The following is a 25,578-nucleotide window of genomic DNA, read 5'->3' on the forward strand; positions in this document are numbered from 1 at the left end:
CTGCGGCCGATCAGGTCTTATCTCATGCCCGGTGGGGTTAACTCCCCGACGAGGGGCTCGGCTGCGCCGCGGCCCGAGTCATCGTCCGCACGGCCTCGGCTTTGGAGAGGTGCTTGGTGGTGATGGCGATGGCGAGCATCTCCACCTCGGAGGCGGCTCGCAGGATCGAGTCGCCGGTGGCGCCTCGGGTGTAGAGGGGGGCGAGATTGCTGATGACGGCGAGCATCTGGGTGCAATAAAGCAAGTAAGTTTCGTCGATGGTGAGGTTCGTGGGGGCGTTGCCGAGGCGCGAGCGGTAGAGGTCGGGCGTGTAATAGAGCTGGGTCACGTCGATGACGTGGATGAACTCACGGAGTTCCTCGATGAAGGCCAGGGCCTTCTGACGCTTGAGCCTGGCCTCGAGAGTGATGAAGAACCACAAGGCCCCCGCGAGCAGCGCGACGAGGTTGATAGCCGTGTTCAGCCCCCCCATCACGTCGATCACCGTGCCAGGCTGCCACTTCACGTGAAGGTGACCGAAAAGATACCAGAGCGCGAGCAGGACCAGACCGCCCGCCAGGCCCGAAGCGACCCTGATGGTATAGATCGGGCTCCTGGCCTTCTCTCCTCGCTTCTCCGCCGCCATCGCGATGCCGAGGAGTTCCAGGGCCAGCATCGCAAGGCTGCTCCCCGGGAGCCTCGCGTGGATGTCGTCGGAGAGGTTCTTGGCGGTCTCGACGATCTTGTCGGAGTCGAGCCGATGCCTCGAGCGATGGCCGTGGCGGTTCCGCAATCTCAGGATGGACATGGGCCGACCCGGCTTCAAGAATGGGAGCGAGAGCCCCGGGGCGTCAGTGCGCGCCCGAGGCTCTCGTCGGCAACCGATCAGGACATGCAAGTCGCCAGGGCCCTAGTTACGACTTCGCCTGGCCGTGGGCCTCGACGAACCAGAGCCACTTGTCGACGTCGCGGGAGACCTGCGTGAAGAGGTCGGCCGTGTCGAGGTCGCCGAATTCTGTGGCCTGATCGATCCCCTTGCGGGCCACCTTGCCGAAGGCGGCGAGCGCCGAGGAAAGGGCGGCGACGTGCTCGGAGCCGCTCACGGCCGAGGCCGGGTACTCGCTCAGGGTGCTCCGCTGGGCGACCGACCTCGCCGTCCCCTGGACGACGCCGCCGAGCTGGACCGCACGCTCGGCGATCTCGTCGACGTATTCCTCGACCGCGCCATTGACCTCGTCGAAGAGCTTGTGGAGGGCGATGAAGTTCGGCCCCTTGACATTCCAGTGGGCGTGCTTCACCTGGGTCTGGAGGTCGATGCTGTCCGCGAGCCTGGCGTTGAGCAGCTCGATGGATTTCTCGCGGGTCGTCTGGCCGAGGTCGTTCTTCGTCTCGAACATCGGGATCAGTCTCGTCTGATTGAGTAAGTCGTGCGTCGTCTCAAACGCATTCGTTAAGCCCGGGGGAAGTGAATCGCATTGTACTCCCCCCATCAAGAGGATACCGGCGAAGCCGATGGCCGCATCAACAAGCCTCGCCTCAGTCGGCGGCCGGCTTGGGGCCGTCCTTGGACGAGATGAACACGTCGTAGCCCGGGAAGTCCTTGAACAGCGACGCGGGCTGGCTGAAGTTCGTGGCCAGGACGTCGGCCGGGTTGCCGGCGATCCACTGCGAGAGGTCGATCGTCTCGTAAATCCCCGTGTTGAACCCGATCAGGAGCCGGCACGGGCCCTTGCCGACGTTCTCGATCGAGTGGCCGTAGCCTTGCGGGATGTAGCCGACGTCGCCCTGGGTCAGGGTCTCGGTCCGATAGCGGCCGTGCGAGCCGAACATGGAAATGCTCACGTCCCCCTCGATGACGTACTGCCACTCGTCGGCGGTCGGGTGCCAGTGCAGCTCGCGGAGGCCGCCCGGCTCGAGGTCGAGGACCACCGCGGTGATCGTCTTCGAGATCGGGAACGAGGTCGAGTCCACGCGCCACTCGCGTCCCCCCTTGAAGACCCGGTGGGGCGGCCGGGACAGCAGGCCATACTTATGCGTCAGCGCCGGCGGCTTCCAGCCCTGGAGCGGCTTGGCCGGCTCCTCGGGGGGCAAGGCGCCCCGGGCGAAGTAGACCTCCTCCTTGGGGAACTTGTCGAAGGCCGACTCGGGCAGGCCGAAGTTCTTGGCGAGGAGCGGCTTGGGGACGTGGCCGATCCAGTCGCTGATGCTGAACGTGCCGAACTCGGAGAAGTACCCGTTGTCGAAGATGAGGATGAAGTGGCAGGGCTTGTCCCCGAGGCACTGGAGCATGTGCCCGTGGCCCCTGGGGAAGTACCAGATGTCTCCCGGCTCGAAGTCGTTCGTCTCGGCGCCGCCCTGCGGGTCGATGACCGTCGTCCGCACGCGGCCGGAGATGACGAAGGCCCACTCGGCGGCCGTGGCGTGCCAGTGCAGTTCGCGCATGGCCCCCGGCTCGATCTTCATCGAGACCCCCGCGATCCCCTTGGAGATCGGCAGTTGCTCGACGGTCGCCTCCTTGCCGTAGCTGCCGCCGATGACCTTCCCCTCAGACTTCTCGAGCTCGAACTTGAACGTCGGCAGCTCCTTGCCGGAGAGGGCGGGGTCGGGCACGTTGTTCATGAAGCTCGGGTCGCCGGCCTCGGCCGTCTTGCTGCCCGACAGCACGGCCGTCGTCGCCGCGGCGAGCCCGGCGGCCGCCGCCATGAAGTTGCGTCGCTGGATCTGGCTCATGGGATCAAGTTCCTTGACGAGAGGGGGGGACGGGGTTCGCGTCGGCCGGTCCGGCGTCGCTCGAATACGGCCCGTCTCCGGCCACGACCTTGCCCCGGATCGCGCTGAAGAGGTAAGCGAAATAGCCCAGGACCAGGATGAAGCCGACGGACCACCAGCCCAGGGCTACCGACATCCCGTAGCGGGCCGACATCGAGTTGGCGGCGGTGAGGCTGAAGGCCTCGGGGTCGATCGTCGACCGCAGCCAGTACGGGTAGTTGCCCGCCATCGCCGTGGCGACCATCCCGAAGATGAAGACCGACGACGAGAGGAACGCGGCAAGCTCCCGCCCTCGCTTCGGGAACCGGAAGGCCCCCACCGCCCCCGCTATTGCGAGCACGACGAACGCGAGGGTCCAAGGACGCTTGAGGAATCCGTAGAAGACCTCGGGCCGGATCCAGGCGGTCGCCGCCGTCACCACGACCCAGAGGATCATCGCCGCCATCCAAACGTCGCGGGCCAGGGCGAGGCAGCGGTCCCGGACCGGGCCGGTCGTCCGCCAGGCGAGGTACAGCGCCCCATGCCCGGCGAGCGAGACCAGGGCGAAGACCCCGACCAGCCCCGTGTACCAGTCGATGAGCCCGAGATGGCGGTCGGTCCGGAAGTTCGTGAACAGGGGCATTCCGCGCAGGCCCTTCTCGTCGATCGGGACGCCCCGGATGAGGTTCCCCAGGGCGACTCCGAAAATCAGGGCGCAGGCCAGCGACGCCAGCGAAAAGACCGTGTCCCAGAACTCACGCCAGAGGGGGTTCTCCTGATGCGAGCGGAACTCGATGGCGATGCCGCGGAGGATCAGGAGCCAGAGCAGGATCATCAAGGCCATGTAGAAGCCGCTGAACCCCGTGGCATAGACCTTCGGGAATGCCATGAAGAGGAGGCCGCCGGCGGCGATCAGCCAGACCTCGTTGCCATCCCAGACCGGGCCGATCGCGGCCAGTATGGTCTTGCGCTCGTCGGCGGTCTTCGCGACGATCCGATGCAGGATCCCGACGCCGAAGTCGAAGCCATCGAGCACGGCATAGCCGGCGAGCATCGCGGAGACGATCGCGAACCAGGTCGCTTCCATGGGGGGTCGTCCTAATGCGAGGCGGCCGGGCCGCGGTCGATTTCCTTGAGAACATGCACCGTGAAGAGGGCGCCGAGCAGTAGATAGAGGCCGGCGAAGCCGAGCAGCGTGAAGATGACGTCCCCCTGGTTGACCAGCTCCGAGTGGGCGTTCGCCGTCTTCAGGAGGCCATGGATGACCCAGGGCTGACGGCCGACCTCCGCCGTCCACCAGCCCGCGGTGGTCGCGATGTAGGGGAACGGGAAGGCGAGCAGGAGCACCCAGAGCATCGCCCGGGTCTGCTCGAGTTTCCCCCGATACAGCAGGAACGCCGAGAGCCCCATCACGCCGATGAAGAGCGTCCCCAGCCCCGCCATGATGTGATAGGAGTAATAAACAAGCTCCACGCTGCTGGGCCATTCGGATTTCGGGAAGTCATTCAGCCCCTTCACCGTGCTGCCGAACGTGCCGTAGGCCAGGAAGCTGAGGATCCCGGGCACCGCGACGGGGTTCTCGAGCCTGCGGGCGGAGACGTTCGGCTGGCCGATGATCGCCAGCTCCGCGTAAGGTCCACTCTCGAAGAGTCCCTCCATCGCGGCGAGGGTCACCGGCTGATACCTCGTCACCATCTTCCCCGCGCCGTCGCCGGTCGGGAAGGCGACGAGCATGCTCGACGCCAATCCGGTGATGACCCCGGCCCGCAGGCAGATCGACGCGTGGCGAGGGTGCCGCCCCAGGAGGCTCCAGTAGGCCCCCACGGCCGCGACGGCGAACGAGGCCGTCACCAGCGAGGCCGACATATTGTGGGCGTACTGCCATAAGGCCCAGGGGTTCAGGAAGTAGGCCGCGAAGCTCTCGATGTGCAGCACGCCATCCGCACCCAGCTTGTAGCCGACGGGGTGCTGCATGAAGGCGTTGGCCACGATGATGAAGTAGCCCGAGAGCCACGAGCCCGCCGCGAGCGCGACCGCCGCCGCGAGGTGCCGCCTCGGCCCGAGCCGCTTCTCCCCGAAGAGGAAGAGGCCGAGGAAGGTCGACTCGAGGAAGAAGGCGAAGAGCCCCTCCACCGCGAGGGCCTGGCCGACGACCTCGCCCGAGTATTTGGAGAAACGGGCCCAGTTGGTCCCGAACTGGAACTCCATCGGGATGCCGGTCACCACCCCCATCGCGAAGTTGAGGGCGAAGATCCGGCTCCAGAACCTGGCGACCTCGTTGAACGACTCGTCCCGGAGCTTCAACGCCAGGGACTTGAACACGACGATGAGCAGCGCGAGCCCCATCGTCAGTTGCGGGAAGAGGTAGTGGAACGTGATCGTGAAGGCGAACTGGATCCGATGCCAGGGGAGGCCGTCGGTCATCTCCGTCCCTCCATCCGAGTTCGAGGTCGCATGTGGTCCTCCCCACTATTTAGCAGGCGGCCGAGGGATTGGGGAACGCATAGGCGTCATCCGCCTCTTCGCCGGCGGGACGGTCGATGCAGGCGAAGTCCTTCTCGAGGAGCACGCGGACGACCCCCGCATCCACCGGCTGCTGGTGGTCGAAGCCGACGCGATCCCCCTCGAGCCAGGCCTCGGCGTCGTCGGGGTCGATCCGGACCGTGAGCCGCCCGTCCTCATAAGACGCCCAGGGGCGATCGCGAGTGACCGAGCCCGTCTCGACCGAGTAGGAGAAGGCCGCCACCGGGCCGAACCGGAGCGTATCCACAATCCGCCCCCGCTCGACGAGCGTTTCGATGTCACGGCGATCCAGTCGGATGCGGATCGAATTGCCCTTGAGTCGCAGCTTCATCGCGCTTCTCCGTTCGAAGGGACCACGGGCCTTGCGGGGACGATCTCGACGATCAGGTGCTTCATCAGCGGCTGATCGCTCTGAGAGCTGTAGTCGCCGATGGGGCAGAGCACGTTCATCTCCGGCATGTATCCCATCGTGCTGCCCCGAGGCAGGTTGTAAGGCACGGCACGGTAGCCGCGGAGTGACCGCGTCGAGCCGTCCCTGGCGAAGCTGGTGATGTCGACGAGGTCGAACTTGCCGAGCCCGCGCTCACGCATATCTTCGATATTCATGAACACGAGAGTGCGCAGGTTCTTGATCCCGCGATAACGGTCGTCGTCGGAGTAGATCGTCGTGTTCCACTGGTCGTGCGACCGCATCGTGCCGAGGAGCAGCCTGTCCCCCTTCGGCGCGACATCGGCCAGGCCGGGCCTCGAGAAGTTGGCGAGTTTGGTGTCGGTGAGGAAGACCAGCTCCCGCGCCGGCTGCTTGAGGCGGAACCCGAGCGGCTGGCGGACGCGGCGGTTGAAATCCTCGAAGCCGCAGATGGCCTCGGCCATCGTGTCGCGGATGAGGTCGTACTCGACCGCGTAGTCGGCCCAGGGGGTCTTCGTGTCGGGCAGCGACGCCCGGGCCATCCCCGCGATGATCTCGATCTCCGACTTGAGATGCTTCGATCGCGGCTCCTTCATGCCGAAGGAGAGGTGGACCATGCTCATCGAGTCCTCGACCGTGATCCCCTGCAACTCGCCGTTCTTGCCGTGATCCTTCTCGGTCCGGCCGAGGCAAGGGAGGATCAGGGCGTCGCGGCCGTGGACGATGTGGCTGCGATTGAGCTTGGTGCTGACCTGCACGGTCAGGTCGCAGTTGCGGAGCGCCGGGTAGGTGTAGGCGGTGTCGGGGGCGGCGAGGGCGAAGTTGCCCCCCATGCCCACGAAGACCTTCACCTCGCCCCGCATCATCGCCGGGATCACGCGGACGGTGTCGAGCCCGTGCTTCCTGGGCGACCTGATGCCGCAGGCCTGATCGAGCTTCGCGAGCCAGGCCTCGGTCGGCTTGTGGTCGATGCCGCAGGTGCGGTTCCCCTGGACGTTGGAATGCCCCCGGATCGGGCAAGGCCCGGCCCCTTCCCGGCCGATGTTGCCTCGCATCAGGAGGACGTTGACGATCTCGCGGATGGTGTCCCCCGCGTGCTCCTGCTGGGTCACGCCGAGGCACCAGGCGATGATCGCCGACTGCGACTTGCGGTAGACCTCCCCCACCTCGCGGATCGTCGCCGTCGAGAGTCCCGACTGGAGCTCGATCTCATCCCAGGAAGTCGACTCCACCTGGGCCTTGTACTCTTCGAAGCCGGACGTATATCGCTCGATGAAGAGGTGGTCGAGCACCTTGGGGTCGGTCTTCGAGGCCTCGATCAGGTGCTTGGCCACGCCTCGCATCAGGGCGAGGTCCCCCGCGATCCTCGGCTGGACGTTCATCGTGCTCGTGTTGGTCGACTGGAAGGTCGCCATGCGGAGGATGTCGTGGGGCACGATCGTGCGGCGGGCGGCGGCCTCGACGAGCGGGTTGACGTGGATGATGCTCGCGCCTCGGCGATAGGCTTCCGCCAATGAGGTCAGCATCCTCGGCGCGTTCGAGGCCGCGTTGACCCCCATGACGATCAGGCAATCAGTCTTCTGCCAGTCGACGAGGTCGCACGTCCCCTTGCCCGTGCCGATGGCGGCCTGGAGCGCCCGGCCGCTCGCCTCGTGGCACATATTGGAGCAGTCGGGCAGGTTGTTCGTGCCGAGTTCCCGGGCCCAGAGCTGATAGAGGAACGTGGCCTCGTTGCTCAAGCGGCCCGACGTGTAATAGGCCGATTGGTCGGGGCTCTCCAGGGCTCGGATGTGCCGGCCGACCATGGCGAAGGCGTCATCCCAGGAGATGGGGACGTACTTGTCGCTGGCCGCGTCGTACTGCAAGGGCTCGGTGAGCCGGCCGACGTCTTCGAGGGCGAAGTCGCTCCAGGTCGACAACTCGGTGACCGTGTGCTTGGCGAAGAATTCCGGGGTCGCCTGCTTCTTGGTCAGTTCCCAGGTGGCATGCTTGATGCCGTTCTCGCAGATGTCCATCGTGAGGCCGTGGCGGTCGTCGGGCCAGGCGCACCCGGGGCAATCATAGCCACCGTTCTCGTGGTTCATCTTGAAGACGACGCGCGTGCCGTCGATCAATTCTCGCTCGCGGATGAGGACCTTCGTCACGCTGATCGCGGCGCCCCAGGCCGCCGCCGGGTGGTGGTAGTCTTCCTGCGAGAACGCCCCCCCGGCGTTGGGGCCGCACCCGATGGCCGGGACGGGCTCGGGCGGCGTGGCGGGCGACTGTGTTTCGTCAAGCTTCGTATCGGACATGTGGCCTCCACCGAGCGAGGGAGTGGATGTTCGACCCGATCCCAGCATCACTCTGCGCGTCGTCCCAGGCGAGCCCCCGCAAGCGATGCGGGCATCGTCTCCAGGCCGACCACGTCGGGGCCCATCCCTCCACCACCATTAAGCGTAGCGGCAGGACACCGCCCCGTCACTGTTCGAGCCGAGATAACCGGGCCCTCGCGATCGAGATAGGCCCGGGCCTCCTTCCTGACCAAGGAGCGCGGCGATGATGCTTATCCACCTCGCCCGATGTGCAGAAGTATACCGACGGCCGGCCGGAATCAACGGCCAATTCGGTGAGGATCACGCCCTCTCTGCGCCGTTCGGTCGATCGCCCTGGACCGCGACACCTTCGCGGTTCCGCTCGCCAAGAAGATTTTTGATCAAATTTTTGTCAACTCATTCTTTCATGCTCACATTCGCTAAAACCGCCTCGCGACTCGTGTGGCCGTTGCGGCAATGGCCCCGGGGCCGATCTCGCTTGATGGCGAGGGGCGAAGCGGGTAGCTTAACTCTTGTTAAACCAAGGGAGAGCCGGCTCATGTTGGCAGGAGAACCAAAGGACGATGCGGACGACCTTGCCCCTGGCGATCCTGGGCGGCCTCATGCTGGCCGTCGTCGGATTGCGGACGACGGCCGACGACGCGTCCGCGCGGCGCGAGCCCGCGTCGGACCCGGTCGATGCTCGCTTCCGTGAGCAGATCCGACCCTTCCTCGCGGCCCACTGCCTCCGGTGTCACGACAAAGACAAGCCCAAGGGCGACCTCGACCTGAGCGCCTTCGACACGGCCGATTCGGTGGCGAAAGACCTGCCCCGCTGGGCGCTCGTCCTGGAGCATCTCGAGGCCGGCTCGATGCCCCCCGCGAAGGCGAAGCCGCAGCCCTCCGCCGAGGCCCGGCACGCGGCGATCGCCTGGATCGGCGACGTCCGCAAACGCGAGGCGACGAGGAATGCGGGCGACCCCGGCCCCGTCCCGGCGCGTCGCCTCAGCAATGCCGAATATGACAATACGATCCGGGACCTCACGGGCGTCGACCTGCGACCGACCCGGGAATTCCCCGTCGACCCGGCCAACAAGGAAGGCTTCGACAACTCGGCCGAGTCGCTCGCCATGTCCCCGGCCCTGGTAAAGAAGTACCTGGCGGCCTCGAGGATGGTGGCGGACCACCTCGTCCTGAAGCCGGATAGCCTGGCCTTCGCCCCCCACCCGATGCTCGCGGACACCGACCGCGATAAATATTGCGTCAAGTCCATCATCGACTTCTACGCACGCCAGCATACGGATTACGCCGACTACTTCCTCGCCGCCCGGCGATTCCAGCACCGCGCGGCCCTGGGCAAGCCCGACGACACCCTCGACGCCATCGCCCGATCGAACGGCCTCAGCCCGAAATACCTGGCGACCCTCTGGTCGATCCTGACCAATCCCACCGAGCCCTTCGGCCCGATCGCCGCGTTGCAGGTGTTGTGGCATGACCTGCCCGCGCCGGCCGACAAGAACGAAGATGCCGCGAAGGCCGGTTGCATCCGCATGCGGGACTTCGTCGTCAACCTCCGCAAGCGTCTGGTGCCCGAGGTGAAGAACCTCACCGCAAATAAGATCGACGAGGGGACTCAGCCTTTCGTGCTCTGGAAGAACCGGCAGATGGCCGCGAACCGCATGCGTTACGCCGGCGGGGCCCTGCAGATCCCGACGGCCGAACTCGGGCTCCAGGGCGAGGCCCTCAAGGCGATGGAGACGCCCAAAGGCCCCGAAGACGCGAAGCGATTCGAGGCGACCTTCGACCGCTTCTGCCATGACTTCCCCGACGCCTTCCTCGTCTCGGAGCGGGCCCGGGTCTACCTCAACGGCGAGGACAAGGGGAACGGCGGCCGACTCCTGAGCGCCGGCTTCCACAGCATGACCGGCTACTTCCGCGACGACGGGCCTCTCTCAGAGTTGATGCTCGATGAGGAAGGCCGGCGCGAGCTCGACCGGCTCTGGCGCGAGTTCGATTTCATCACCAACGCCCCCATGCGGCAGTACACGAGCTATCTCTGGTACGAGCGGGCCGAGACGGGGTTCCTCCGCGGCGACACGGCCTTCGACTTCGTCCGCGCCGAGGACAAGGACGCCGCCTCCGAGGCCAAGATGGGCCGGCTGGCGAAGGTCTATCTGGCGAAGGCCCGGCGGCTCAAGGCGAGCGACGAGGCGGTCCGTGCCATCGAGGATCAGTACCGGATCTTCGCCGAGACCATCAATCGTGTCGAAGCCGATCGCCGCGAGTCCGAACCTCGACACGTCGAGGCCCTCCAGGCATTCGCTCGAAAAGCCTATCGCCGTCCTCTCTCGCCCGAGGAACGGCAAGGGGTGGCCGACTTCTACAAGGCCCTCCGCGAGCAGGACGGGCTGAGCCATGAGGACGCCGTGCGCGACACGGTCGTCAGCATCCTCATGTCCCCCCACTTCTGCTACCGCGTCGACCTGCCGAGTAAAGGCGAAGGCAACGACGGGAAGAAGGCGATCCGCCCGCTGTCGGATCTCGACCTCGCCAGCCGCCTGAGCTACTTCCTCTGGGCGAGCCAGCCCGACCAGGAGTTGCTCTCTTGCGCCGAGGCGGGCGAGTTGCACAAGCCCGAGGTCCTCGCGGCGCAGGCCCGGCGGATGCTGCACGACGACCGCGTTCGCGGCCTCGTGACGGAGTTCGCCGGCAACTGGCTCGACTTCCGCCGGTTCGAGGAGCACAACAGCGTCGACCGGGGCCGGTTCCCCGCGTTCGACGACGAGTTGCGTCGGTCGATGTTCGAGGAGCCGATCCGGTTCTTCCTCGACGTCGTCCGCAACGACCGCCCGGTCTCGGAGTTCCTCCAGGGCAAGCACACGTTCGTCAACGCCCCCCTGGCCCGCCATTACGGCATGCCCGCCAACGGCGCAGGGGCCGACGTCTGGGTGCGGGTCGACGACGCGACGAAATACGGCCGCGGCGGCCTGCTGCCGATGGCGGCCTTCCTGACCAGGAACTCCCCCGGCCTGAGGACGAGCCCGGTTAAGCGGGGCTACTGGGTCGTCAAGCGGCTCCTGGGCGAGAACATCCCCGCCCCGCCGGCCAACGTCCCCGAGTTGCCCGACGACGAATCCAAGCTCGGCGAGCTGACCCTCCGCGAAACCCTGAGCCGGCACCGGGCCGACAAGGCCTGCGCCGGCTGCCACGAGCGGTTCGACGCGATCGGCCTGGCCTTCGAAGGGTATGGGCCCGTCGGCGAGGCCAGGACGCTCGACCTCGGCAATCGGCCCATCGACACCAAGGCGACCTTCCCCGGCGGATCCGAAGGGGTCGGGGTCGAAGGGCTCCGCGCCTACCTCGAGTCGTCCCGCCGCGACGACTTCGTCGAGAACCTCTCCCGCAAGCTCCTGGCCTATGCCCTCGGGCGGAGCCTCCAGCCCTCTGACGACGAGACGATCTCGGCCATGAGAACCAGGCTGACCGCCGACGGCGGCCGCTTCGGCGCCCTGGTCGAATCGATCGTCACCAGCCCGCAGTTCCGGAACAAACGCATCGCAGGCGACCAGGCGGAGTCACTCTGATGTCTCACGAATCCAGCGACCGGGCGACGAACCGCCTCGAACCGACGCGAAGGGCCTTCCTCCGAGGGGCCGGGGTGACGCTAGGCCTCCCCTGGCTCGAGTCGGTCGCCCTCAAGGGGGCGACGGCCGCGACGACGGCCACCGCCTTCCCCAAGAGATATGCGGCCCTCTTCATGGGCTGCGGCGTGAACCCGGAACAGTGGTGGGCGAAGGGCTCGGGCGCCGAGATGGAGCTGGGGGGCTGCCTCAAGCCCTTGCTGCCGCACCGGGCCAAGATCAACGTCATCAACGGGCTCTTCAACAAGCACGCCAACGGCGTCGGCATCCACCCCGGCCAGACGGGCAACATCCTCTCGGGGGCCGCCCTGCAGAAGGGGGCGGAGCTGAAGGGAGGCATCAGCGTCGACCAGATGCTGGCCCAGCACCTGGGCGAGGCCACCGAACAGCCGAGCATGGTCCTCGGCTGCGAGCAGCCGATCACGGGCTACCACGAGACCAACTTCTCGATGGCGTACAGCTCGCACATCTCCTGGCAGAGCGCGACCTCGCCCGTGCCGATGGAGGTGTACCCCTCGCTCGCGTTCGACGCCCTCTTCGAGAACCGCGGCAGCCGCCGCAACCAGAGCATCCTCGACAGGGTCCGCGACGAGGCCGCGGGCCTGAGCCGACGCGTCAGCGCCGGGGATCGCGCCAAGCTCGACGAGTACCTGACGAGCGTCCGCGAGGTCGAGCGCCGGGTCGTCCCGATGCGCAAGGAGAAGGAGGCCGGCGACGCCCGCGCCGGCGATCAAAACCGACGCCCCCTGACCATGCCCCGGCCCGAGAACGGCCTCCCCGAGGATATCCAGGCCCACATGCGCCTGATGTGCGACCTCATCGCCCTGGGGTTCCAGACAGACAAGACGCGGATCGCGACCCTGCTCCTCTGCCGCGACATCTCGGGGCTCTTCTATCCGTTCCTCAACGTCCGCGCCGCGCACCACGGGGCCTCGCACGACGACCGCTCCGAGGCCTATGAGCGCGTCACGCAGTTCTACGTCGGGCAGTTGGCCTACCTGATGTCGCGACTCGACGCCATGCCCGAAGGGGAAGGCACGGTGCTCGACAACACGTGCCTCCAGTTCGTCAACAGCATGTTCTCGGGCTCGAGACACGACGCGAGCAAGCTCCCCGTCGTCCTGGCGGGGGGCCTCGGCGGCACGATCCAGACCGGCCGCGTGCTCGACTACGCCGGCAAGGGGGACGACGACCGCAAGCTCTGCAGCATGTACCTCTCGATCATGGACCGGATGGGCGTGAAGCTCGACAAGTTCGGCGACTCCGACGAACGGCTCGCCGGGTTCTGACCTGCTCGCCTCAGCACATGACCAGAAATGAGGAGGCTCGACCGGGGCCTCCTCACTTCTTTTCCTCGCCGAGCCAGTGCTTGAGATAAGGCCCTGCCTTGCCCAGGACCGGATCCGTCTTGGGGATGGCCACGGCGGCGATCTTGCGCTCGAGCTCGGGCGTGACAGCCCCGCGCTGGATGTCGGGGTGCTGGCCGGGGGGATAGGCACCGATGACGAGGAAGTCGTTCGAGGCCTCGAGCCGGCGGTGGCCGGTGCCGGCGGGGAGGAGCGCGACGTCGCCCGAGGACACGGTCACTTCCTTGCCGCCGGGGCCTCCGAGCAGCAGTCGGGCATGGCCGACGGCGAAGGCCAGGACCTCGTGGGCCGTGGCGTGATAGTGGTGGAACGAATACACCCCGTTCCGCCACTGGGGCGGCCAGCCGTTCCGCTCGAAGTGGGCCTCATAGTCGGCGGGGTCGCTGGTCTGGACCCCGAAGACGTCGCGATAGAGCAAGACCGGCAGGCGCCCATTGTTGGGGATGCCCTCGCTGGGCTCGAACCGCAGGATCTCCGGCTCCACCTTGCGCGGGCCGAAGCCGGACGCCGCGGAGGCCAGCCCCGCCCCAGCGAGCAGGGCGTTGAACTTGCGACGGTCGATCTCGGACATGCCGATCTCTCCTCTTATTGATGACGAAGTTCGCGACGGCCGAGGGTCGTGCACCTCCGGTTTCATTTTACCGGTCGGGCGAAGGGGCGACCTCGGAGCCAGACCTCGCGGATCGACAGGCTGTTCGCGATCGCCGCGGTGGGGTCCGCGTCGAGGATGATGAAGTCCGCGCGGAAGCCCGTTGCGATCCGCCCGCGGTCGCCAAGTTTGAGCGCCTGGGCTGCTCCCGAGGTCGCGATCGTGAGGGCTTGCAGAGGGGTGAGCCCCGCCTCGACCATGAGTGCCAGTTCGCGATGCTCGGCGACCCCCGCCACGCGTAGCGGGGTCGCGCCGCTGTCGGTGCCGAAGCCGATTTTGACCCCCGCGTCGAACAGGGTCTTGAGATTGCGGAGGTTCATGGCGAGCGAGGTGCGGGCGCCCGCCGTCTTCGGGTCGGCCAGCACCTTGGAGCGCCAGGCCGGGTCGTCGATCTGCGCGATGAGTTCGGGCGAGAGGGCGGCGCGGACCGCAGGTAACTTCGTCCAGGGGGCCTGATCGGCCCAGGCGAAGGCCGCCTCGTCCAGGGCCAGCGTCGCGACGTACCAGATGCCCTTCGTCTTCAACGTTCGGACGAAGTCGGGATCGACGGGCTCGTCGCGAACCCCATGAGCGATGATATCGGCACCGGCGGCGACGATGGCCTTCGCATCGGCGAGGTCGTGAATGTGCGCGGCGACCCGGACGCCCCGGCGATGGGCCTGCTCGATGACGGCCTCGTACACGTCGGGGGTCATCTTCACGGGCAGGCCGCCGCCGAAGTCATCGAGCCAAATCTTGATCAGGTCGGTCTTCCCATCGGCCATGGCATCGACGGCGGCCCTCGCCTCGTCGGCATCCTTCGGGCGGAAGATCTGGTCGGGGCCGAGATTGAGCATCGCCTGTGGCGGCGCGCCATTGGGCACGCCGATCCCGCGGACAACGCCGAAGAGGTCCGCGCCGTCGGTCTTGCCGGCGTGGGCCTCGGCGCGGAGGGATCCGAAGAGAGGTCCGTTGTTGCCGAGGGCCATGATCGTCGTCACGCCGAGGTCGCGATACTGGCGCAGTTCCGCCTCGATTGTCGCCCGCGTGTAATTCTTCGCCCCGATCGTGACGCCGCCCACCTGCCCGACATGGCTGTGGTCGGAGACGAGCCCGGGGATCATGGTCCGCCCGCGTTCGTCGCGGATCTCGGTCCCGGCGGGGATCACGAGGCCCGCGTCCCCCGCGGCCACGATCCGACCATTCGAGACGACCACAACGGCATCTCCGACCGGCGGCGATCCGCTACCATCGACCAGCCGGACGTGCGTGAAGGCGATCGTGCCGTCCTCCGCACTGGAAATGGCTGGAGAAAAGAGCCCAAAGGCCATCGTTGCGCAAACGATCGAAAATACTCTCATCGCGTTACATCTCCCTATTCGCACTCGGGGATCGATCCCGAGAGACAGTCGGCGCGTCAGAGATAGCTCAGCCAGGCGTCTCGACGTCGACGCTTCACCTCGGCGAACCAGGCACAGGCGGGATACATCATGGCCAGGGTCACGACCCACATCACGTAAACGAAGGCCAGGCTGTAACCATATCCCGGAGGCGGTTCGAAGGGGCCATTCCCGACGAGCCAGAGGGCGGGCTTGCCCATGACCAACGCAATCACAATCGCCGACACGTGGAGGACATACCACTGGAGCACGAAGAAGAAGAGCGGCACCCGGCCGAGCGTAACCAGCACACGCCCGACGCGCCCCGGGCTCCGGTCGGCGAGGGCGAGGCCCACCAACATCGGGCCCAGCGTCATCAGCAAGTACAACAAGGACGGCGGATACTTCTCGCAGTTGATGAACGAGAGGGCCGTGAACACGGGGGACACCTGCTGTGCCCAGGGCTTCGGGTCGCCGTAGACGTTGCTCGTCCGCAACCCCACGAACAGGGCGATCAGGGTCAGCCCCAGCCCGAGCAAGATGCGACGCCGACGCGCCGGCTCGAGCCGGAAGACCGTCCCCAGCGCATAACCCGCCGCCATCACCCCGACCCAGGGGATCAGCGGATACAGGCAGAAGATCATCCTCCCCCCAATCACGGCGAGCAACCCGGGCCGATGCAGGATCGTCACCAGCGCGCCGACCGCCCCACTCTGTTGCGCCCCCACGCCATCGAAGGCGTTATGGCCGGCGATCAGAACGACTCCAAATAATCCGACGAGCCAGGTGGGGAGGAAGACGAGCGCCGAGAGGACGACCATCGACATGCCGATCGCCCAGAACACGATCAGAGGGATGAATCGATACGTCGGATCAAAAGTCAATCCGATGCGGATGACGGTGACTTCCAGGAAGATCAGCCACAGGCCCCGAGTGAACAGGAAGTACGAAAGCTCCCGCCGCGACTTGCCTCGGATCATGGACAGGTATGCCCCCAGGCCGGCCAGGAAGATGAACGTCGGGGCGCAGTAATGGGTGATCCACCGCGTGAAGAAGAGCGCCGTCGTGGTCGTCGCGAGGTCGGTCGGCCTGATAGTCACATCGCCGAAGAAGTCGCGGACGTGGTCCAGGACCATGAGGACTATCACGGCCCCTCGCACGAGGTCGACGGACTCATACCTGGGGCTCGGGGCCTTGGCGAAGTCGCCATCGGCCAGGTCTGTCTCAAGCGACGGGGAACGTACGACGGACATGCCTGTCTCCTCGCGAGGGTGCAATGACTCGGATGGCCCCTTCCTCAAGGCCTCGACGGTCGCTGCATGCGACCTCTCACCACGCCATCCTCGGCCTCCGGCCCAGGCCTATTGAGGACGAATTCCCTCGGCATTGCAAGCCGACTGCGGCGGGTCCTATGAGCAAGCCTCCGTGTCGTCTCAGCCAGATGAAACTTCTCGGCGAATGCCCGCAGCCCCATTCTATGGGCGCTCTGAAACGGCAACGGTGGGTGCGACGGTAAGCCCTTGAAATCCCACAGCTTCGTCTTTTCCCATCGGCCGATGGCTTGGACCCTACGCCGGAAGTTACAGCAGCAAACTCCGATCCAAAGTCCGCCGCGGCCCTCTTCCAGGACCTCGCGGGAAGACTGTCACATATCCGACCCGGCGCCGCATATCACCTTGGAAACCCATCTCTCATTTTCAATGATGACCATCAAATCTTGCTTGCCATGAAGAGTGCAAGCATTCGTTCGGCCCGATATGGACGCAAAGATCCGGCGGGTTCCCTTCGGATCCGGGGGCCTGCGCAGCTTCGGCCTCCGGATTGCGCATTCAACTCGAGCGAGAGAAAGGAGCGAATCGGTGATGAGCCGACGAACCCGAGAACGACTCTTCTCGATGGTGGTGTGGATCGGGATCATCGCATTCGTGACGACGGTCGCCCTCAATCCCATGCCCGACCCCTCGATGATGGCCGAGCACGAAGACTGCGAGATGTGCCGATCCTGGTCGAAAGTGCCGGTCAGCGCCGAGGATGCCGCCGAGCTTGAGCAAGAGGCGCTCGCCCGAAGGACAGAGCGGCGACTCGTCATGCAACGCGCAGAACGCTAGCCTACAGGCTCCTTGAGTCACACGCAGCGACGTAGGCCCTCCGTCTCTATCGGATGGGATGGTGGTGACGTCATCGGCGTTGCGAAGCATGGCCCCTGCTGTCCTCATTGATTTCCTGATAGTATCGCGAGGGGCCCAGAAGGGAGATCCGCAAGCGGGAATGCGCTTCATCTGCGCGACTCGCGATTCGGCCCGAAGAATCCGCCCTTCATCGACTGACGGCCCCCGTGGAATGGACTCGTGCCCAGGCCTCAGAAATGCCGATTTCGCTTCCGCATCTGGTGGGCGATGGCATTCGCGGCCATCCTCGCAACCCTGCTCGGGGTGATGGTCTCGCCGCTCGATAACGTGGCGGTGGGCGCCTTGCTTATCCTGGTATTTGCCTTCCTTCTCTTCGCATGTTTCGCGCTATTCGTCTTTATCCCGTATTACGTCTGGCTCTTGACCCGCCGCTGTCCGGGGTGTCAACATCGCAACAAAACCCTCATTCAGTTATCCTATGCACACTTTCCTCCTCTGAGTGTCCACGTGTGCCTCGCCTGCGGAGCAGTCTTCAGGAAGCGATTTCGGAAGCCTTACGAGCGGATCGAAACCTGACCGGACTCGGAGCATCGGACGACTTACGAGTCGAGGTAACGGCTCGTCGCAGGCCCAACCATGGCTCGTCCTTCGCATAAAAAAGGTTGTACTAAAACTGCGTCAGCGATGCCAATGGCGGGGCGAGCCCAGGACGCCCCCCTTACGAATTCGCGCAGACACGTGGCATAAGGGGGAAGGCTTCCGAGCTCCGAATCCGGAAAGCGAACGGCATTTCACAAGAAAACGCCCTATCTCACATTTATACAAATTAATTACACAAATAATTCTTTCAATATTATCGATTCCCATCGAACATTGAGATCCGCGGCCATCGACATGACTTGATGCAGACGACCTCCACTTCGACCGTCCATTCACGGAAGTTATCCGATCGATAGACACCCTCGGGGGGTCGTTGTCGTGTGCCATCACGCGGGGCAAGACAGCGCCGGATGAGTTCATCGGGCCCTCTCGGCCTCGGCGAACTGGCCGGGCTCCCGATCTCGCAGGATTGGGCCGGGTCGCCGGCTGCCTCAAAGCCTTGCCCGGCGAGGATCGGGCTCGGCCCTCCGGCCAGTTCGCCGAGGCCGAGAGGGCTGAGGCCGGCATGGACGCGTTGTCCTACCTCGACGAATGCGGCTTCGCCCCGTCGCTGCAGACCGGCTATAATTAGCCCTTGCCGGGACGACGCATGCGAGTCCGCCACGGATTCCAGCAAGGCCGACGATCAGCGTGCTGGCGAGTAGAATACGTTCGGCCCGGCCCCGAGGCTGGCCTCGGCGGCCTCCGAGCGGACCCTGACCTCGGACGGAGGAACTTCCGGTCCTTGCCGACGGCGATGGCGCCCGACCCTCCTCATCGGCTCCGGTGTTGTGGCACGACTGGCTGGGCCCGTGGGCAACCTTCCCGTCCTCCGGGCGCGGTCGAGCCGAATGGAGGACCGCCCAATGTGGACCGTTATCGTAAAGTCGCGGAAATCCAACAGATAAATGAGGCGTTGCTCGTGGAATCTCGGCAGTTGCACTTCCGGATCGTCGGGCCCCAGGCCCAGGGCGGATGCGGGTTCATCACCCTCGCCATCGTCTCGGTCCCATTCGCGTATTTCGTCGTCTCGGCCATGGCGGGTTGGAAGGCCGGAGGCCTGGCCGGCCTCATGCTCGGGACTCTGATCGGCCTCTGCGCCGGGTTGGCGGCCGGCGTGGCCGTGGTGGCGACAGTAGTACTGGTCCTTCGCCTCATGGTCCTGTCGAAGACGGGCGCCCGGCCGGAACGATTCGACAGCGGGCTCGAGGGCTTCGCGCAGAGGGTCGAGGCGGAGAACGCACTGTCGCACTCCAGGCGACATTACGCCTGGAGTCTGCTGACCCTCGTCGCGATCTGGGCGATCATGGCAACCCCGATCGTCGCCCTTTCCAGCCGATCCGAGGAGCATGGGCGCTGGTCGGCCTGGCTGACCGGGGCCATGCTACCGCCCGCGGTCCTGCTGCTCGTCACCCTGGTCGCCGGCCGATGGCTGCGCCGGGTCCTTTCTTCGGGCCTGAACAGCATGTCCAGGCCCGATGCAAACGACATCGTGATCCACCAGGAACCGATGGCCGACGGCCGATGGCAGCTCCCCACTCCCACCGACGAAGGGGATCGTGGTTGATGCGTCTCGCATCCATCTCCAACGACCCCTTCAACCCCGAGAGTCCGCCCAATCGGATTCACCAAGACACTTGGGAAGGTACGCGACGGAGTATGGGTCCGTCGCGTGCCCAGACCGCCCCATCATACTAGCAGCACATGGCTGAGCTTATATTTCCCGACATATTACTAATTATCTTAGAGGGCTATCGACTCTCAACCCATCGAGAATCGTTATTTGAGCAAGAATAAGGCCAATTTACACCGACGTACGCCCTAATTAACCCAACAGGTCGACGATCCGCTTCACCTGATCCGCACCATACTGGGCGATGAGGGGCTTCATCTGTTCGAGGACGTCGATCAGGGTGCCATCGGCACCGGGCGTGAGCTTGGGCGGAGTCAGGATGCCTTCGATGGGCGTCCCGGGGACCACCTGAGGGGCCGGAGCGCCCTTGCCGGTGGCCTCTCGCTTGGCCTCCCGCGACTTCTGCTGTGCCTTGTTCAGGCTGAAGGTCTTGTTATCCATCTCGATGCCGTACTCGTCCTTGATGAACGCCACGCCATCGCCGGGTGCCCCCTTACCGGCGGCCACGGCGCGCCGGACGGCTTCGGCCTTGCTGATGGACGCTTTCGGCGATTCGGCCTCTTCGAATTTGGAATGCTTGGTAGGTCTTGGACGGCCCATGGATCAAATTCCCGATGACGATGAATATCCGAGACACGGAACGCTCTATCTTATCGCATGAAATTGGGTATTCAATCGAGACGTCGTAGGGAAACAGCTGACAACAGTTGTAATCTATGCAATCAACTGTCCCGAATAATGGGACATTCGTGTCGCTTTCCGCGATCTTTTCGCCGGCTTTGCACGTATGGCCTGAATGCCGCAACGCGAGCCCTGAGGCCGGAAATCACGCGAATCCGACTGAAAAGCATCCAGGCAACACGTCTCGACGCATCGACCCTCGCCAGGATCCACAAATATATCGAGTCATTGCACGTCGATTCCAGATAGAAATCCCCGCGCATGGCAACGGAATGTCGCCGAGCGACTCCAAGGCACGGGATCGCTCTCCCAATCTCTTGCATGAGTCCGCTTTCCCATCGGCTAATGACAATAATCCATCGCAATACGGGAGTGGGGGGGTTATACGCCGCCTAGCCGAGTGGAAGTCGCGTCGCGTGCCAATTCGTACACTCATCCCGGCCGCACGAAGGGCCTTGCCGGGCATCGCATCAACAGGAATCGACCCGTTATTGTCGGATGCGAGCAACAGTACCTTGGTTCTCGCCACTGGAGATGATCTTCCAGGGCCAGCGCTGGGCGACCCTAAAAGTTGATGCCGACCTGGCATGATCGCCCGATCGATGCAAAAATATCCGGCCAGTCGGCGCATCCCGCACGACCCGCCCAGTCCAACCCCATAGCAATATCCGGGTATCGAGTAGAGGGGCTGCGCCAAGGAGACCAATCCATGCTCGAACAACTCTGGCTGATCCATCCGGACCCGGCCATGTGCGAAGCCTTCCGCATCCGCTTCGACGGCCTGCCCGGCGTCCGCGTGATCCAGGCCCGGTTCGAGGAGATGGAGCCCCACAACTGCTTCGTGACCGCCGGCAATGCCTTCGGCCTGATGACCGCCGGGATCGACGCAGCCGTCGTCCACTACTTCGGCGAGTCGATCATGCGTCGTGTGCAGTTCCGCATCATGGACGAGTACTTCGGCGAGCAGCCGGTCGGCACGGCCTTCATCGTCTCGACGGAGGACCCGAAGATCCCATTCCTGGCGCATGCCCCGACGATGCGGGTGCCCGGCGGCATCGAAGGCACCGACAAGGTCTATAACTCTACGTGGGCCGCCCTCCTGGCGATCCACGCCCACAACCGCACCTCCGACCGGAAGATCGAGGTCGCGGCTTTTCCCGCGATGGGCACCGGCTTCGGCGGCGTCCCCTACCTCGAAGCCGCCAGGCAGATGGCCGTCGCCTACCGCCATTTCCTTGAGCCGCCGCACCGGCTCGACTGGGACTTCGTCATCGATCGCCAGAAGGCCATCCATTACGACCAAGGCAAGCAAGTCAGTCGATAATTAACCAGGCCAACTCAAATTACAATTTTCCCAAATAAATACCTTTATACCTAAACATAGCGAGTGCATCCGAAATCGATAAAAAGGAGAGGGCCGGGCCCGGCCGTCGCCGGACTCGGCCCTCTCCTCTTCCAGCCGGGTCGCCCTCGATATCCGAGGTGGCGAGGACGACGCCCCCCCCCTCTTTAACGCGTCTCGGCCGTCACGGGAGGCATCTTCATGGCATTGGCATTCATCGGCGAATCGACGCGACGATAGTCCTTGGCGAATTCGACGATCTCGATCGACTGATTGACGCCGACGTTCTTGAACACCTGGGTGCATTTGCTGGTCGGCCAGAACACCTCGAGGGAGTCGATCCGCTCCGCCTTCGCCAGCCCGATCGTCTGGCGGAGCGGGTTCGCCCCGAAGCTGCTGCCGGTCGAGATATGGCGCTGGACCGTCATCGGCCGTTCGCCGGAGGCGATGATCTTGATCCTCGCACCGATGGCCGCGCGGTTGCTCTCCTTGCCGACGAGCTTCAGGGTGAGCCAGTGATTCTTCTGGCCCGGGTTCTGGAAGAGGATGTTGTGATACTTGTCGCCGTCGACGGCCCCGCCCATCTCGATGAAGATGTCGTTGTCGCCGTCGTTGTCCCAATCGCCGATCGCGACGCCGTGCCCCTTCTGGAGATGACCCGTCCCCGACGAGCCGGTGATCTCGGCGAATCGCTTACCTTCCACATTCTTGAACATGCGATTCGGGATCAGGGTGGCCAGGCTCGGCTCGCCGGTGCCGAGGTAGAAGTCGAGATATCCGTCATTATCGAGGTCGCCGAAGTTGCTCCCCATCGAGGCATAGACGCCGGTGAGGCCCGCCGGGACGGTCACGTCCTCGAAGCGCTCTCCCCGGACGTTGCGATAGAGGCGGCTGATCTGCCTCATGTGGGGCTGGCCGGTCAGCCCCTTGACGACATCGCCGAGGGTCCGGTCGTAGCAATTGGCGAAGATGTCGAGCCAGCCGTCGTTGTCGAAGTCAAAGGCCCAGACCGAGAACCCCGCCGAGGGGCCATGGATCCCCATCGGCACCGTGACCTCCGTGAACTTGCCGTCGCCGCCGTTGCGGAAGAGCTGGGCGGAACGATTCAGGTGGTTGAGGAAGAGGTCGGGGAATCCGTCGTTGTCGAAGTCGATCCAGGTCGAGCCCTTGGTGAAATTCCTCGGCTCGCCCGAGACACCGGCCTCGGCGGAGACCTCCTCGAAGGTGCCGTCACGCCTGTTGTGATAGAGGCGATTCAACTGCCGCTCGGAGGCGACGAACAGGTCGATGAAGCCGTCGTTGTCATAGTCGGCCCAGCAGGCCGAGTTGGAGTTCAACGCCTCCATGACCTTGGACTCCGCGGTGACGTCCGTGAATCGGTCCCCGTCATTGCGGAGGAGCGTGGGCCGCATGGGGATTTCGAGCCAGGCCCCTCGCGGGATGAAGATGTCCAGGCGGCCGTCGTTATTGTAGTCGGCCTGGAAGCAGGTCAGGCCGCCGAGCTGACCCTCGAGGCCGGCCGACTTCGTGCGGTCGTCGAACGTGCCGTCCCCCTTGTTGTGGTAGAAGGCCATCGAGCCCGTCGGGTCGAAGGTCGTCGCGACGAGGTCCAGGCGGCCGTCGTTGTCGAAATCGTCCATGATCGCCCCTCCCGCCTGGTTGAGCCGGTTCACCTTGGCGGTATGGGCCACGTCGCGGAAGCGGCCGATGTCAAACTCCGACATGACGAAGGGATCGATCGAGATCAGATACTCCGGATCGACCTTATCGGGGTATTCTCCCAGCGTCATGTGGGCGATGTTCAACAGCCAGCGGATCTCGAGGTCATCGGGGAACATGCCGAGGTACTCCTTGAAATGCCGGATCGCCGTCCGGGAGCCGATGGGATTCGTATGCACGGCGCTCGACGCGATGGGCAGGATGCACGAGCTCTCGCCCCGGCACATGATGCAGTTCTCGTTCTCCCCGCGTCGCAGGGCCGTCACGCCCTGGCAGTAGATGATCGTCGCGAAGAGCCGCCTGGCCACGTCGCCTTCGAGATTCGGCCTCAGGCCCTCGAGGATCTCGTAGGCCTGCTGCGGCTCCCCTTCGTAATTCAGCAGGATCGCCTTGAGGATGTTGAGCGTGACCGTCCTGCCCTGGATCTGAGGCCCCCTGGCCAGCTCGGAATCGATCCGCTCGATCACCTTATGCCCGGACTCTCGCCAGGAGTTGGCGATCTCGTCGAGCGGCGCGTCGGCGTTCCAAGGCTTGATCGCGGGCACCACCAGGGCGTATCCGCTCGTGTCGACGGGCTGGCGCGGCTCATAGATCAACTTCTTCGGCCCGCTCGGGGCCGTCCCCCGAGACTTGCTCTCCGACTTCAAGTCCGAGGCAAGATAGGCGGTCGCTCCCACGGCCACCACGACGGGGACGAGCAAGACCAGCGTCAATCTCAGCGCGAATGAGCTACCGCGTTTCATGGTCTGCACCACTTTCCGGTTGATCGAAATGATCGTGTTCTCACCTGAACTCATCCAAATTTCGCTCAGGTGTGGAATCTCGAGGCGCGCACGGGCCCTTGGCCGTGGATGCGGCTTGATATCGAGGGCCCGAAGGTTCCATCGCGGCGCGCAGTTGGGGCGGCCCTGCGATGAGGGATCATTTTCGACGGCATTCGCGTCGGGCCGAGATGCGCCTTAACGCATCGCGTCAACCTGACGCGGATCGATGCTGCGACGATCGAGCGTGGCCGACCTACACACTCGCCAAGGCGCTTGCGCAATGAGATTGCAGCTCGCACGACGCAGCCCCCGATGCCTCATGGCGGGACATGCGTGGCGCGAAGCGATATTGGCGGGAGTTGAGGGTCAGCCCGCTCGCTCAGCGGGGCGGACGCAGCAGGACATCAACCCTATCGAGCGGGCAGACGATGGGTTCGGCCATGATGAGCGCCGAAGCATCGTCGAGGCTCGTGAGATTCTCGAGGGTTGCGACGATCCATCGTTCGAGCCATGGTCCCGTCGAGGAAGGGACGGCGGGCGTGGTCGGATGTTCGGGGGCCTGCGAACAGGTCGGGCCCGAACAAGGCAAGGGAAGCAAGGGCGGTAACTGCGAGGAGTCGAGCGGGCCGACCCCGAGTAGGCTGGGGAGGAGGGACGAAGACAGCTCTTGATCCGAGCCATCCTGAATGTGAGGAGTGGAGCATCCCGCCTGAGTTTGGCGAGGACATGCGAGCGCAACGACGAACCCGCAGAAGATGGCCCCGATAATGGGGGCGAATCGTCCTGGTCTTCTCGGGCACGACATGCGAGGAGTTTACTCTAGCCCGATCGATTTCACTAGAAGGAATCCCGCGAAATCCATGCTAGCAACAAAATTCCTCCATACGTTTTAATATCAGAGCCATGCCCTGCGTCCGATGAGCTGGCTTCACTCATAGTGGGCCGGTTCCGTTAGCATAGATAATCGCCCCAGGCCCTTCCGGCTCGAGGATCATCAATCTTCCGAACTCAGGCCGCGTGAGAATACGCCATTCAAGGCAGAGGCCGACCATTGGAGTCGAGGCGAAAACGGCCGCACGTCATGGTTCCCCAAGGATATCGATTCGAGATCCCAGGTGCGGAGTTGCGAGGAGGCTTGCGATTCACTCGCAAAGCTCCCGGATGCCCCGGGTGCGATGACCGCCTCGACTCGGCCGTCGTGGATGGATGGCCCGGCGAGTGGGCTGCTGAAACGGGAGGGTTTCGAAATGCCAACGGAGCGACCCTCCAACCCGGCCTTCTACCGGAGATGCTGGAGACTTGAGGCCGCTCCGCCGAAACCAGACGGATCCGCTAGATCCGGATTCAGCACGACATCTGATCAGTGTGCCCGACAGGAGTTGAACCTGTAACCTTTGGCTTCGGAGGCCAACGCTCTATCCAATTGAGCTACGGGCACGTGACCTTCGTATTTCAATCGAGACGCGGTAACTTGTCAAGGGGCTGACGGTTCCGGCTGCGGGCGATATTCGAGTTCCGGGAGAGTCGGCCCTTCGCTTGGCCCCGAGGAAGGCAAGGCCATCCCGATGACGGATCATGGGCCCGTTTCTGTTCGCTTTCCCGGATCGCACCTTCGATATACGCAGATTTCGATTGCTATCGATACATAGATTTCAGGCTTTCATCAGAGATGGCGGGTTCGGGTCGATCGAAAGGCCAGACGGGTT

General features: G+C 64.6%; 18 protein-coding genes and 1 tRNA gene. 6 read left to right on the plus strand and 13 right to left on the minus strand.

The features are described from left to right. Positions 1–37: 37 nt before the first annotated feature. The 7 genes from ACOYYX_RS21245 to ACOYYX_RS21275 all read right to left on the minus strand — a co-directional run bounded on the left by ACOYYX_RS21245 (position 38) and on the right by ACOYYX_RS21275 (position 7,950). The gene (locus ACOYYX_RS21245; RefSeq protein WP_422923460.1) at positions 38–787 is read right to left on the minus strand and encodes a hypothetical protein; all 750 of its coding nucleotides are present in this window, start codon (positions 785–787) and stop codon (positions 38–40) included. Positions 788–893: 106 nt separating this feature from the next. Next, the gene (gene dps, locus ACOYYX_RS21250; protein ID WP_422923462.1) at positions 894–1,376 is read right to left on the minus strand and encodes a DNA starvation/stationary phase protection protein Dps; all 483 of its coding nucleotides are present in this window, start codon (positions 1,374–1,376) and stop codon (positions 894–896) included. 139 nt (positions 1,377–1,515) lie between these two features. Next, positions 1,516–2,709: a cupin domain-containing protein gene (locus ACOYYX_RS21255; RefSeq protein WP_422923464.1), complete on the minus strand. Its 1,194-nt coding sequence runs from the start codon at positions 2,707–2,709 to the stop codon at positions 1,516–1,518. A 4-nt stretch (positions 2,710–2,713) separates the two neighbouring features. Then, the gene (cydB, locus tag ACOYYX_RS21260) at positions 2,714–3,814 is read right to left on the minus strand and encodes a cytochrome d ubiquinol oxidase subunit II (protein ID WP_422923466.1); all 1,101 of its coding nucleotides are present in this window, start codon (positions 3,812–3,814) and stop codon (positions 2,714–2,716) included. A gap of 11 nt (positions 3,815–3,825) precedes the next feature. Continuing rightward, on the minus strand, positions 3,826–5,151 hold the full coding sequence (locus ACOYYX_RS21265) for a cytochrome ubiquinol oxidase subunit I (RefSeq protein ID WP_422923468.1): 1,326 nt from the start codon (positions 5,149–5,151) through the stop codon (positions 3,826–3,828). A gap of 49 nt (positions 5,152–5,200) precedes the next feature. Continuing rightward, positions 5,201–5,581: a DUF7009 family protein gene (locus tag ACOYYX_RS21270; RefSeq protein ID WP_422923470.1), complete on the minus strand. Its 381-nt coding sequence runs from the start codon at positions 5,579–5,581 to the stop codon at positions 5,201–5,203. Continuing rightward, positions 5,578–7,950 carry an FdhF/YdeP family oxidoreductase gene (locus ACOYYX_RS21275; RefSeq protein ID WP_422923472.1) on the minus strand — a complete coding sequence of 791 codons (2,373 nt, stop codon included), beginning with the start codon at positions 7,948–7,950 and terminating at the stop codon, positions 5,578–5,580. Before ACOYYX_RS21275 ends, ACOYYX_RS21270 begins: the two co-directional genes overlap by 4 nt. 584 nt (positions 7,951–8,534) lie before the next feature. On the opposite strand from ACOYYX_RS21275, the gene ACOYYX_RS21280 reads away from it, so the two are divergent. Together ACOYYX_RS21280 and ACOYYX_RS21285 are read left to right on the plus strand one after the other, a co-directional pair. Then, entirely contained in the window at positions 8,535–11,534 is a 3,000-nt protein-coding gene (locus tag ACOYYX_RS21280) for a DUF1592 domain-containing protein (protein ID WP_422923474.1), read from the plus strand. After that, a complete protein-coding gene (locus ACOYYX_RS21285; protein WP_422923476.1) occupies positions 11,534–12,880 on the plus strand; it encodes a DUF1552 domain-containing protein in 1,347 nt (448 codons plus the stop codon). The genes ACOYYX_RS21280 and ACOYYX_RS21285 overlap by 1 nt, the downstream gene beginning before the upstream one ends. Before the next feature lie 52 nt (positions 12,881–12,932). On the opposite strand, the gene ACOYYX_RS21290 is transcribed toward ACOYYX_RS21285, so the two are convergent. The 3 genes from ACOYYX_RS21290 to ACOYYX_RS21300 all read right to left on the minus strand — a co-directional run bounded on the left by ACOYYX_RS21290 (position 12,933) and on the right by ACOYYX_RS21300 (position 16,218). Beyond that, complete coding sequence (locus ACOYYX_RS21290) at positions 12,933–13,529, minus strand: cupin (protein ID WP_422923478.1); 597 nt, start codon at positions 13,527–13,529, stop codon at positions 12,933–12,935. Positions 13,530–13,591: 62 nt separating this feature from the next. Further along, the gene (locus ACOYYX_RS21295) at positions 13,592–14,947 is read right to left on the minus strand and encodes an amidohydrolase family protein (protein ID WP_422923479.1); all 1,356 of its coding nucleotides are present in this window, start codon (positions 14,945–14,947) and stop codon (positions 13,592–13,594) included. A 56-nt stretch (positions 14,948–15,003) separates the two neighbouring features. Continuing rightward, a complete protein-coding gene (locus tag ACOYYX_RS21300) occupies positions 15,004–16,218 on the minus strand; it encodes a DUF1624 domain-containing protein (protein WP_422923481.1) in 1,215 nt (404 codons plus the stop codon). A gap of 609 nt (positions 16,219–16,827) precedes the next feature. On the opposite strand from ACOYYX_RS21300, the gene ACOYYX_RS21305 reads away from it, so the two are divergent. From ACOYYX_RS21305 to ACOYYX_RS21315, 3 genes are all read left to right on the plus strand, one after another. Next, entirely contained in the window at positions 16,828–17,073 is a 246-nt protein-coding gene (locus tag ACOYYX_RS21305) for a hypothetical protein (RefSeq protein ID WP_422923482.1), read from the plus strand. Positions 17,074–18,163: 1,090 nt separating this feature from the next. Then, complete coding sequence (locus ACOYYX_RS21310) at positions 18,164–18,325, plus strand: hypothetical protein (protein ID WP_422923484.1); 162 nt, start codon at positions 18,164–18,166, stop codon at positions 18,323–18,325. A 330-nt stretch (positions 18,326–18,655) separates the two neighbouring features. After that, the gene (locus tag ACOYYX_RS21315; protein ID WP_422923486.1) at positions 18,656–19,300 is read left to right on the plus strand and encodes a hypothetical protein; all 645 of its coding nucleotides are present in this window, start codon (positions 18,656–18,658) and stop codon (positions 19,298–19,300) included. A gap of 258 nt (positions 19,301–19,558) precedes the next feature. Here ACOYYX_RS21315 and ACOYYX_RS21320 read toward each other — a convergent pair whose 3' ends face one another. After that, positions 19,559–19,966, minus strand: a complete 408-nt coding sequence (locus ACOYYX_RS21320) for a hypothetical protein (RefSeq protein WP_422923488.1) — start codon at positions 19,964–19,966, stop codon at positions 19,559–19,561. Positions 19,967–20,756: 790 nt separating this feature from the next. On the opposite strand from ACOYYX_RS21320, the gene ACOYYX_RS21325 reads away from it, so the two are divergent. Beyond that, the gene (locus ACOYYX_RS21325) at positions 20,757–21,371 is read left to right on the plus strand and encodes a macro domain-containing protein (protein WP_422923490.1); all 615 of its coding nucleotides are present in this window, start codon (positions 20,757–20,759) and stop codon (positions 21,369–21,371) included. Between the two features lie 185 nt (positions 21,372–21,556). Here ACOYYX_RS21325 and ACOYYX_RS21330 read toward each other — a convergent pair whose 3' ends face one another. Both ACOYYX_RS21330 and ACOYYX_RS21335 read right to left on the minus strand, forming a co-directional pair. Continuing rightward, positions 21,557–23,905, minus strand: coding sequence for a CRTAC1 family protein (locus tag ACOYYX_RS21330; protein ID WP_422923492.1), 2,349 nt, complete (start codon positions 23,903–23,905; stop codon positions 21,557–21,559). A gap of 1,331 nt (positions 23,906–25,236) precedes the next feature. Next, positions 25,237–25,310: transfer RNA gene (locus ACOYYX_RS21335), tRNA-Arg, on the minus strand. Positions 25,311–25,578: the final 268 nt, after the last annotated feature.

Source organism: Singulisphaera chitinilytica (assembly GCF_049331405.1).
Taxonomy (GTDB): Bacteria; Planctomycetota; Planctomycetia; order Isosphaerales; family Isosphaeraceae; genus PoT.